Here is a 10,726-nt window from a genome sequence, read left to right as displayed (position 1 = left end):
CGACGGGCACTACCTCAAACTCAAGATGACCCTCCAGGCCACCACCGAGGCCGCCGAACCCCCCGACGGCAGCAAGGCCCTGGACATCGCGATCGAGCAGTTCAGCAACCAGCGCGAGGACGAGCTGCTCACCGCCGCCGGGCGCGACAAGGCCAAGAAGGAACTCGTCGAGAAGGTCGTGAAGGCCTACACGGTGCACAAGAAGAAGGAGGTCATGGACATCTACTTCACCACCTTCGTGATTCAGTAAACGGGGCCAGCCGCCCCCACCGACCACTTCGGAGCGGACCTGAGGGGTTTCCGATGAAACCCTTCAGGTCCGTTTCGGCCGTTTTACGTCAACCTGCACCCAAAAAGACCGATGGTAAGAGAGTGACGCAGTCAACGTCCGCGACCGGAAGCGGCCGCGCCCCCGGCAGGATGAGCCGGCGCGGCGGCAAAAGCTCCGGTCCGGAACCCTATGACTTCCGTCGCCCGACCAAGCTCTCCCGGGAGCACATCCGCACGCTGCAGATCTGCTTCGAGACCTTCGCCCGCCAGTACGCCACGCTGCTGACCACGAGCCTGCGCGCCGTGTCGTCGATCAGCCTGGTCTCCATCGAACAGCTCAACTACGACGAGTACATCGCCGGCCTGTCGAGCCCGACGGTCGTCGCGATGTTCACCATCGATCCCTTACCCGGCACCGCCATCCTGGAGTTCTCCCTGAGCACGGCCATGGCCTGCATCGACCACATGCTGGGCGGCCCCGGTGGGCCGCAGCCGCAGCGCCCGCTGAGCGACATCGAGATGCCGCTGCTGCACGGGCTGATCGACCGCACCCTCGGCGAGCTGCGGTACGCCTTCGAGGGCGTCGTGCAGCTGCGGCCGGAGATGAAGAGCATCGAGTACAACCCTCAGTTCGCGCAGGCGGGCGCGGCCTCCGACGCCGTGATCGTGTCGTCGTTCGAGATGCGGGTGGGCACCGAGGAGTGCATGGCCACCATCTGCCTGCCCTTCGGGGCGATCTTCCCCAAGCTGCAGGGCGAGCGGGGCGAGGGCGTGCTCACCGAGGCGCAGCGCGCCGCCCGCGAGGCCGCCTACCGCAACGTGGTGGCCGGGCTCGAGGGCGCGCCGATCGAGGTCTCCGTGCGCTTCCAGCCGGTCCGGATGCACCCCGCCGACCTGATCGGGCTGCAGCCCGGCGACGTGGTACCGCTGGCCCACTCCACCTCGACGCCGCTCGCGGTGGTCACCGCGGACATCACGTTCGCCTACGCCGTGCCCGGCGCGCAGGGCAATCGCATGGCGTGCCTGGTGGTGCCGAGCCCCCAGCCGGGCCAGCGCCCCACCCACCGGCCCGCCGGGCAACTCGGCATGAAGAACCGCGCTGAGGAGACCAGCCGATGACGATCGGTACCAACGAGGCCCAGCTGGCCCGGGCCGAGGCGGCCGCGCAGGCCGCCGTGGCGCTACTGCCCGCCAGCGCTCCGCTGTCCGTCGGTGCACCCACGCAGAACGTCGACGAGGTGGCGATCGCCGGCCAGGCGGTCCGGGCCCGCTTCGCCGGGGCCGCGCAGGGCGAGGTCGCCATCGCCGTCACGCAGGACCTCGTCGAGGCGCTGGCCAACTCCCCGATGGGCAGCCTCGACCTCAGCCAGGCGGTCCGGCCCGCCCTGGAGGCGGCGGCGGCCGTCCTGGGGCCGGTCGTGGTCGACCCCGGCGAACTGCTGGAGCCCGCGCAGGTTCTGGCCGAGCTGGCCGGCGCGGGCGGCGTGCTGGTCCCGCTGATCGCCCAGGAGCCGGCGGACCTCGGCGTGCAGGCGGTGGTCGCCCTGGCCGTCGCCGCGGAGGTGCCCGGCGGGGGCGGCGGCGAGCCGGCCACGCGCGAGCGGGGGCGCACCGGGCCGCCCGCCTTCGACCTGCTGCACGACGTCGAGATGGAGGTCACCGCCGAGCTCGGGCGGACCCGGATGAGCGTGCGCGAGCTGCTGTCGCTGGCCCCGGGCGCGGTGATCGAGCTGGACCGGGCCGCCGGCGGGCCGGCCGACCTGCTCGTCAACGGCCGGCTCATCGCGCGCGGCGAGGTGGTCGTGATCGACGAGAACTTCGGCATCCGGATCACGGAGATCGTCGGCCCGAACGATCGGGCCTAGTGACAGGTAACCCATGATCGAACTCGTTTTGCGCGTCATGTTCTCACTCACAGTAGTTGTTGCGATACTGTGGGCGCTCGCGCGGCTGGTTCGGCGCCCGCTCGGCGGCCGCGGTGGAGGAACGCTCACCGTGGTGGCACACCAGCAGCTCAGTCGCGGCTCGTCGGTCGCGGTCGTCAAGGTCGCCGACCGGGCCCTCGTGCTCGGGGTGACCGACGCCGGCGTGTCCCTGCTGGCCGACGCCGACGCCGCCCTGTTCCCCGAGCCGGCGCCGCTGCCCAACCCGGTGGGGCAGGCGCTCAAGCACCTGCGGGGCGGGCGGCCATGAAACGCGCCCTCCTGCTGCTGATGTGCGCGCTGACCCTGGTGCTGGGGCCGCTGCTGGCCCCGGGGGTCGCCGCGGCGGTGCCGACGCCGAGGCCGCCGACGGCGCCGAGCGCTCCGGCGGTCGACGGACAGCCCGACGGTACCGTCAACATCGACGTCAACGGCGTGAAGCCCAGCCAGTCGATCACCATCATGATCGCGCTGACCCTGCTGTCGGTGGCCCCCGCGCTGCTGCTGACGATGACCTCGTTCACGAAAATCTTCGTGGTCTTATCGATCACCCGTAATGCGCTCGGGCTGAGCAACGTGCCGCCCAACCAGGTGCTGGCGGGCCTCGCCCTGTTCATCAGCCTGTTCATCATGTCGCCGGTGCTCTCCGACGTGAACAACCAGGGCGTGCAGCCCTGGATCAAGGGCGAGAAGACGCAGGCGGTGGCGTTCGAGGACGGCTCGAAGCCGCTGCGGCAGTTCATGCTCAAGCAGACGCGCAAGGACGAGATCGCGCTCTTCACCAAGATCGCCGATCGGCCGGCGCCGAAGAACAAGGACGACGTGCCCCTGACCACGCTGATCCCCGCCTTCGTGCTCTCCGAGCTGCGGGCCGCGTTCATCATGGGCTTCGTCATCTACATCCCGTTCCTGGTGATCGACATGGTGGTCTCGGCCGCGCTGATGTCGCTGGGCATGATGATGCTCCCGCCGGTCACGATCGCCCTGCCCTTCAAACTCCTGCTGTTCGTGCTGGTCAACGGGTGGGGGCTGATCCTCACCGCGCTGGTCGCCAGCTACCGAGGCTGATGGCGAGGTACCACTGCAATGACCGACACCAAGATCATCGAACTGGCGCTGCAGGCGATGACGATCGCCGCCAAGCTGGGCGCGCCCATCCTGCTGACGTCGCTCGTCGTCGGCTTCGCCGTGTCGCTGTTCCAGTCCGTCACCCAGATCCAGGAGAGCACGCTGAGCTTCGTGCCGAAGGCCGCGGCCATCGGCGCCGCCCTGGTGCTCGCGGGCAACTGGATGCTGCACGAGATGGTGGCGTACACCGAACAGCTCTACGCCCGAATCCCCGACCTCATCAACGGCGCCTGAGCCGATGCCGCTCGAGCTGTCGCTCGGCACCGTCATCGCCGTCCTGCTGGCCTCCGTCCGGGCCGGCGTCTGGCTCGCGCTCTGCCCGCCGTTCAACAACCGGGGCACCCCGGCGACGGTGAAGGGGCTGCTGTCGATCGCGATCGCGCTGCCCCTGGCCCCGAAGCTGGCCCCGCAGGTCCCGCCGGAGCTCTCGGTGTGGCAGCTGGTCGCGATCGCCGTCGAGCAGGCCGCGGTGGGTGCCGCGCTGGCCTTCCTGACCATGCTGATCTTCGCCGCCACCCAGATCGCGGGCAACCTCATCGACCTGGTCGGGGGCTTCGCGCTGGCGTTCGCGATGGACCCCTTCTCGCTGCAGGGCAACGCCGTCTTCGGCCGCTTCTACGGCCTCATCACGATGGCCATCATGTACGCCACCGACTCCCACCAGCTGATCCTGCGGGGCTTCACGCAGTCGTACCGCGCCATCCCCCTCGACGGCACGCTGTCGCTCGAGCACTTCACCCAGGTCGTGACCACCGGCGCGGGCCAGATGTTCCTGGCCGGGCTGCAGATCGCGGCGCCCCTGGTCGGCATCATGCTCGCCGTCGACGTGTCGCTGGGCCTGCTGAGCCGGGCCGCGCCGGCGCTGAACCCGTTCTCCTTCGGCTTCCCAGCCAAGATCTTCCTGACCCTGACGATCGTCGGCACCGCGACGATGCTGCTGCCCAACGCGATAGCCAACCTCACCAGCCGCTCGATCGCGCTGGTGCTTCGCCTGCTGGGCGGCTGAGCCCTCCGCGCTTTTCGTGCGCCCGCGCCGCGCCCAGCACCGCGCTTCCCCGGCTCGGGGCCGCCGAGCACGTTCGCCCGGTCAGGCCGGCGCTTCGCCCGGTCCGGGGCCGAGCACGTTAGCTCGGTCAGGCCGGCGCTTCGCCCGGTCCGGGGCCGAGCACGTTCGTGTGCAGGCCGGCCGCGGAGCCCTTCGACTTGAGCAGCATGATGAAGGCGAGGACCCGGGCCACCGCGCCGAAGAACTGGGCCGGGATCTCGTCGCCGACCTCGCAGGCCCCGAACAGCGCGCGGGCCAGGGCGACGTCCTGCACCATCGGCACCCGGTGCTCGGTGGCCACCTCCCGGATCTTCGCCGCGATGAGCCCGGCCCCCTTGGTCACCACCCGCGGCGCGCCCTTCTCCGGCTCGTAGCGCAGCGCCACCGCCACGTGCGTCGGGTTGACCACCACCACGTCGGCGGAGGGCACGTCGGCCATCATGCGGCTGCGGGCCATCGCGTGCTGCCGGGCCCGGATCTGGCCCTTGACGTGCGGGTCGCCCTCGGACCGCTTCGCCTCCTCCTTGACCTCTTCCTTGGACATCCGCAGCTGCTTGTTGACCCGCCGCCGGGCCACCATGTAGTCGGCCACGGCGAGCACCAGGCCGGTCGCCGCGGCGATCTGGATCACGCGCAGCACGGTGCCCGCGACCAGACCGATGACCGTCTCCAGCGGTACCGTCGTGGCCGACAGCAGCGCCGGCACGAGGCTCTGCATGCTGTTGTAGACGACCAGGCCGAGCACCAGCACCTTGAACACCGACTTGGTCGACTCCCACCAGGCGTGGCCGCCGAAGGTCTTCTTCAGCCCGGCGAAGGGGTTGAGCCGCTTGAAGTTCGGCTTGAGCATCTTCGTCGCCGGGCGCAGGCCGCCCTGCGCGGCGGCGGCGACGATCGCGAAGGCGAAGAGCCCGACGGTGATCGGCGCGGCGATGATCACCATGTCCTTGACGCCGGCCTTCACCAGTTCCAGGGCCTTCTCCGGCTCGGGGTCGGTGAACGTCTGGGTGGCCCGGGTGAAGAGCACGTGGGTGCGCTCGACGGTCTGGCGGGCCATGCTGGGCAGCAGCAGGCTCGCCACCAGCACGCCGCCCCAGGCGCCGAGGTCCGGCGTGCGGGCCCTGGTGCCTTCCCGCCGCGCCTTCTGTTTTCGCTGTTCAGTAGGCTGCTCGGTCTTCTCGCCGGCCATCGCTCACGCTTTTTCGCTCAGACGACGCCGCTGCCGAGCGCGCCCTCGATCGTCCTCATCGACCAGCCCACCGCGGCGAGGTACGCCTTGGCCAGCTCCCCGGAGGAGACCGGCGACGCGGCCAGGGCCTGCTCGTCGGCGAGCTCGTAGGCGCGGACCACGGCGAGCACCTGGCCCAGCCGGCCGTGCCCGTCGACGAGCGCCTCCACCACCTCGACGGTCAGCGGCAGGCGCGAGGCGATCTCGGCGATCGGCTCGGAGATCAGCTCGGCCACGCCGGCCAGCAGCCCGACGGTGAACGCCGCCTCGCCCGACAGCCCGAGCCGCTCGGCCACCGTCTGGCACAGCCGGGCCCGGGCCATCGTGGCCGACAGCTGCTCCTCGCCGGCCGACTCGGCCACGTCGCTGACCAACATGAGTGCCGCCCACTGCCGGATCTTGGCCGAGCCCAGCAGCACCACCGCGTCGCGCACCGAGGCGACCTTGCGGGGCAGGCCGCTGGCCGCCGAGTTGGTCGCGCGCAGCACCCGGTAGGACAGCGCCGGGTCGCTCTGCACGATCGAGACGACCCTGGTCAGGTCCGCGTCCTCGGCGGTCACCGCGCCGAGCAGTTCCAGGCGGCGCAGCCGCGACGGGGAGAGCGCGACCGCGCTGAGCACCTGCGGGCGGCCGACCGCGTAGCCCTGCAGCAGGTCGAAACCGAACCGCTTGGCCAGCAGGATGTGCTCCTCGGTCTCCAGGCGCTCGGCGACGAGCTTCACCCCGGGGAATCGCCGGCACTGGTCGACCACCACGGCGAGCTCCTCCGGCTCGCGGATCAGCAGGTCCAGCTTCACGTAGGCGGCCAGGCCGAGCAGCCGCTCGTGGCCGAGGCCGAAGACGAAGTCGTCGAGGGCGATCTCGTACCCCTGCTCGACCAGCCGCGCCGTGCCCGACAGCACCGCCGAGTCGATCTCCACCGTCTCCAGGATCTCGAGGATGGCGTGGTCGGGGTCGAAGGGCAGCGGCAGGTCGCCGACGAGGAACTCGCGGGTCAGGTTGATGAAGCACTTGCGCCCGCCGACCAGCTGCTCCAGCCCGAACTCGGTGAACGCGTTGACGATGACCTGGCTGGTCGCGTAGGAGCTGCGGCGGGTCGCCTCGATGTCGTCGGCGGCGCCGCGGAAGAGCAGCTCGTAGCCCATGACGTGGCCGCCCCAGTCGTAGATGGGCTGACGGCCGATGTGCACCAGCTGGGTGGAGTCGGCGCGAGGGGAGGGCGTTGCTGCGGGCTGCACGCCCGGAGGATCGGCATCCGGCGCTGCAACCAAAGGAAAACCCTCAGAAGTACCCGTTCGGCACCGATCAGGGGGACAGCGACCGAGGGAGAGAGGAACCGCACGCGGTGCCGAAGCGGCTTTCGCAGTACATCGTGCCGATCGGCATCGTCCTGATCATCCTCATGATGGTCGTACCGCTGCCGTCGTTCATCCTCGACACGCTGATCGCCGCGAACATCACGCTGGCGCTGGTCATCGTCCTGGTCAGCATGTACGTCAAGCGGCCGCTGGAGTTCTCCTCGTTCCCGTCGCTGCTGCTCATCGCCACGCTGTTCCGGCTGGCCCTCAACATCAGCGCGACCCGGCTGGTGCTCACCAACGGCTTCGCCGGCCACGTCATCGACGCGTTCGGCCACTTCGTCGTCGGCGGCTCGCTCATCGTCGGCCTGGTCATCTTCCTGATCCTGTTCATTATCCAGTTCATCGTCATCACCAAGGGCGCCGAGCGGGTGGCCGAGGTCGGCGCCCGGTTCACCCTCGACGCGATGCCCGGCAAGCAGATGGCGATCGACGCCGACCTCAACGCCGGGCTCATCGACGAGAACACCGCCCGCAAGCGCCGCGGCGAGATCACCGCCGAGGCGAGCTTCTACGGCGCCATGGACGGTGCCTCGAAGTTCGTCAAGGGCGACGCCATCGCCGCCATGATCATCACGGCGGTCAACCTCATCGGCGGCTTCGCGATCGGCATGCTGCAGCGCGGGCTGTCGCCGCAGGACTCGATCTCGACGTACTCCCTGCTGTCCGTCGGCGACGGCCTGGTCTCGCAGATCCCGGCGCTGCTGCTGTCGGTGGCGACCGGCCTCATCGTGACCCGCTCGGCCAACGACGGCGACATGGGCACCACGGTGAGCCGCCAGCTCAGCCAGAACCGCCGCGCCCTGCAGATCGGCGGCGGCGCGGCCCTGGCCCTGTGCCTGGTGCCCGGCCTGCCCAAGCTGCCGTTCCTGCTGGCCGGCGGGGTGGTGCTGCTCATCTCGGCCCGGCTGCCCAAGCAGACCGAGCCCACCGCCGAGGAGCAGGCCGCGGCCGAGGCCGAGGCCGAACTGCCGCCGCCGGACCCGACGGAGACGCTCATGGGCGAGATGCGGGTCGACCCGCTGGAGCTCGCCCTGGCCCCCGACCTGGTCGACCTCGTCGACGCGAGCGGCGGCGACCTGCTGGAGCGGGTGCGGGCCCTGCGGCGCAAGGTCGCCCTGGAGCTGGGCATCGTGATGCCGCCCGTGCGCACGCGCGACGACCTGGAGCTGCCGCTGTCGACGTACGTGGTGCGCATCAGCGGCGTCGAGGTCGGCCGCGGCCAGGCCCCGCCGGGCACCGTGCTGGCCATCGGCGACGGCCTCGACTTCCTGCCCGGCCGGGCAGGGGTCGAGCCCGTCTTCGGCCTGGCCGGCAAGTGGATCCCGGCCGAGCTGCGCCACCAGGCCGACCTCACCGGGGCCACGGTGGTCGACCGGGCCTCGGTCATCATCACGCACCTCGCCGAGATCGTGCGCATCCACGCCAGCCGGCTGCTCGGCCGCGAGGACGTACGCGCGCTGACCGAGGTCGTCAAGCGCAGCAACCCCGCCGTCGTGGAGGAGCTGACCCCGTCGGCGCTCAGCCTCGGCCAGGTGCAGCAGGTGCTGCAGGGCATGCTCGACGAGGGCGTGCCCATCCGCGACCTCGTGCGCATCTTCGAGTCCCTGTCGCTGCAGGCCAAGCAGTCGACCGACGCGGACTCGCTGCTGGAGGCGGCCCGGGCCTCGCTCGGCCCGGCGATCGCCAACCGCTACTCGCACGACGGCATGCTCACCGCCATCACGCTGGAGCCGCGGTTGGAGCAGCAACTGCTGGAATCGATGCGCCCGACCGACAACGGATTGCAGCTGCTCATCGACACCGCGCGCGCCGAGGCCATGCTGGCCGACCTCACGCGCCTCACCGAACAGGGCGAGGAACGCGGCGTGAGCCCGGTCCTCGTATGTTCCCCACAACTGCGCAACGCGCTGCGCCGCCTGGTGCAGATGGCGCTTCCGCGTTTGCCGGTTTTGTCGTACTCAGAGATCACCGGGAGTACGCTGCGAATTGAGACTATTGGGGTGGTGAACGGTGCCTACCCGGTTGCTGCTTGAGGGTCGTGACCTCGAAGAACTGCTCGCGCAAGTCCGCGACGAGCACGGGCCCGACGCTGTCATCATCTCGGCGGAAAAGGTCCGCTCCGGTGGCGTCGGCGGCCTTTTCGGCACCCAGAAATATGAGCTGACGGTCGAGGTCCCCGACGCCGGCGACATTCCGTCCGCCGCCGCTGGTTCAACTCAACCACCAACCGCCGAGCCCGGCCAAGCCGACACGCCGAAACGCCAGATCACCATCGAGGATCTGGCCGCGATGGCCGACGCCGCGGAGCGCCGGGGCGAGAATCCGACGGCGACTTCCGCATTCGCCGAATTGCTCGCCGAGGCGCAGCAGGAAACGCAACACCCGGCCGCGGTACCGTACGAGCGCCCCGCCACCGCCGCCGACGCCCTCAGCCGCTTGCTGGGCGGCGAGCCCCCGGCCGGCAAGGCACCGACGAAGTCCAAGTCCAACCCGGCGAAGTCCGCGACCGGCAAAACACCTCCGCCGCCGCCCGGTGCCACTCCTTCCGGGGCCGCCGCCGCTTCAGGACCCGCTGTTCCTTCCGGGGCCGCCGCTCCTTCCGGCGCGGCCGCTCCTTCCGGGGCCGCCGCCTCAGGTGCCGCCACTCCTTCCAGGGCCGCCGCCGCTTCAGGTGCCGCCACTCCCTCCAGCGCCGCCACTCCCTCCAGCGCCGCCGCTACCTCCGGGGCCGCCGCTACTTCCGGCGCGGCTGAGCCGCCCGGGCCGGCCCGGGCGGCTGGGGCCGGAACCGCCGTGCCACCCGGATCACCGCGGACCACCACAGGGGCGGCCACCGCCGAGAACGCCGCACCGCCCGGACCGCCACGGACCGCCGCGACCGCCGCCGGTGCGGCCACCGCTGGAAACGGCGCGCCGACAGGATTGCCGCGAGGCGGCGCACCCTCGTCGGCCGTGCCCTCGCTCCGTACCGCGTCACCGCCGGGAACGCCCACGTCCGGCGGACCGTTTGGGCCCGCGGCGGGGAAGCCTGCAGAGTCCACGGCGCCGTCGGTGCGTCCTTTCCGGCCCGGCGCCGACCAGCCGGTGGCGAAGCTCGGCGCCACCCAGGCCGGCCGCCAGGGCGCCCCCGCCGAGGCAACCCCAGCCAAGCCGACCGGTCCCACCGGAGGCAAGCCGCCCGAACTACGCGCCACGACCTGGACCCCGGCAACGCCCCCGGCCCTGGCGACCCACCACCTGCCGAATCCCGAGGATGCCGACTGGAGCGACCTCGACCGGCTGGGCGCCCAGGACTGGGACGTGCCCACGCCCGCCGACTGGTCCCCCGACGACGTCTGGGCCGCGGCCAGCCAGTGGGGCGTGCGCGCCGCAAGCACCCCGGAACAACCGGCGACCGGCTCCGGCTGGGGCCCGCCCCCACCCTCGGCCACGCCCGGCAACGCACCACACGCAACCACGCCCGACTGGGGCCCGCCCCCACCATCGGGCACCCCCGGCACCACACCACACGCGACCACGCCCGTCTGGGGCCCACCACCACCATCGGCCACACCCGGCAACGCACCACACGCAACCACGCCCAACTGGGGCCCACCACCACCATCGGGCACCCCCGGCACCGCGGCGCACAGGACCACGGCGGGCGGCGCAACGCACGCGGCCACATCCGGCTGGGGGCCACTGCCGCCGGTCGGGTCGCCGATGCCACGTAGGCGGCGATCTCGTCGTCGTCGGGCTCGGCGAAGTGCACGGTCGTGGCCACGACGGCCTC

At 71.2% G+C, this 10,726-nt stretch carries 11 protein-coding genes and 1 pseudogene; 9 read left to right on the top strand and 3 right to left on the bottom strand.

Annotated elements, in window-relative coordinates; all coding sequences use genetic code 11:
- The 7 genes from AB0M46_RS49945 to AB0M46_RS49915 form a co-directional block, all read left to right on the top strand.
- Positions 1-250: flagellar basal body-associated FliL family protein (locus AB0M46_RS49945; protein WP_363348560.1), on the top strand; the 250-nt coding region annotated here is incomplete at its 5' end.
- A gap of 122 nt (positions 251-372) precedes the next feature.
- Complete coding sequence (locus AB0M46_RS49940) at positions 373-1,389, top strand: flagellar motor switch protein FliM (protein ID WP_363348558.1); 1,017 nt, start codon at positions 373-375, stop codon at positions 1,387-1,389.
- Complete coding sequence (gene fliN / locus AB0M46_RS49935) at positions 1,386-2,135, top strand: flagellar motor switch protein FliN (RefSeq protein ID WP_363348556.1); 750 nt, start codon at positions 1,386-1,388, stop codon at positions 2,133-2,135. Before AB0M46_RS49940 ends, fliN begins: the two co-directional genes overlap by 4 nt.
- A gap of 13 nt (positions 2,136-2,148) precedes the next feature.
- Complete coding sequence (fliO, locus tag AB0M46_RS49930) at positions 2,149-2,463, top strand: flagellar biosynthetic protein FliO (protein ID WP_363348554.1); 315 nt, start codon at positions 2,149-2,151, stop codon at positions 2,461-2,463.
- Entirely contained in the window at positions 2,460-3,260 is an 801-nt protein-coding gene (gene fliP / locus AB0M46_RS49925) for a flagellar type III secretion system pore protein FliP (protein WP_363348552.1), read from the top strand. Before fliO ends, fliP begins: the two co-directional genes overlap by 4 nt.
- An 18-nt stretch (positions 3,261-3,278) precedes the next feature.
- Complete coding sequence (fliQ, locus tag AB0M46_RS49920; protein WP_363348550.1) at positions 3,279-3,554, top strand: flagellar biosynthesis protein FliQ; 276 nt, start codon at positions 3,279-3,281, stop codon at positions 3,552-3,554.
- Positions 3,555-3,558: 4 nt separating this feature from the next.
- On the top strand, positions 3,559-4,326 hold the full coding sequence (locus AB0M46_RS49915) for a flagellar biosynthetic protein FliR (protein WP_363348548.1): 768 nt from the start codon (positions 3,559-3,561) through the stop codon (positions 4,324-4,326).
- Positions 4,327-4,453: 127 nt separating this feature from the next.
- On the opposite strand, the gene AB0M46_RS49910 is transcribed toward AB0M46_RS49915, so the two are convergent.
- Together AB0M46_RS49910 and AB0M46_RS49905 are read right to left on the bottom strand one after the other, a co-directional pair.
- Positions 4,454-5,554, bottom strand: a complete 1,101-nt coding sequence (locus tag AB0M46_RS49910) for an EscU/YscU/HrcU family type III secretion system export apparatus switch protein (RefSeq protein ID WP_363348545.1) — start codon at positions 5,552-5,554, stop codon at positions 4,454-4,456.
- A gap of 17 nt (positions 5,555-5,571) precedes the next feature.
- Entirely contained in the window at positions 5,572-6,831 is a 1,260-nt protein-coding gene (locus tag AB0M46_RS49905; RefSeq protein WP_363348543.1) for an HDOD domain-containing protein, read from the bottom strand.
- 107 nt (positions 6,832-6,938) lie between these two features.
- On the opposite strand from AB0M46_RS49905, the gene flhA reads away from it, so the two are divergent.
- A complete protein-coding gene (flhA, locus tag AB0M46_RS49900; protein WP_363348541.1) occupies positions 6,939-8,987 on the top strand; it encodes a flagellar biosynthesis protein FlhA in 2,049 nt (682 codons plus the stop codon).
- 178 nt (positions 8,988-9,165) lie between these two features.
- Here flhA and AB0M46_RS49895 read toward each other — a convergent pair whose 3' ends face one another.
- Positions 9,166-9,336, bottom strand: coding sequence for a hypothetical protein (locus AB0M46_RS49895; protein ID WP_363348539.1), 171 nt, complete (start codon positions 9,334-9,336; stop codon positions 9,166-9,168).
- Positions 9,337-10,005: 669 nt separating this feature from the next.
- On the opposite strand from AB0M46_RS49895, the pseudogene AB0M46_RS49890 reads away from it, so the two are divergent.
- Positions 10,006-10,726: pseudogene (locus AB0M46_RS49890) on the top strand (hypothetical protein); the annotation flags it as partial.

Source organism: Dactylosporangium sp. NPDC051485 (assembly GCF_040682015.1).
In the GTDB taxonomy this organism is placed as follows: domain Bacteria; phylum Actinomycetota; class Actinomycetes; order Mycobacteriales; family Micromonosporaceae; genus Dactylosporangium.
Note: the sequence above shows the minus strand (reverse complement) of the source record. Positions and strands in the feature narration are given on the sequence as shown.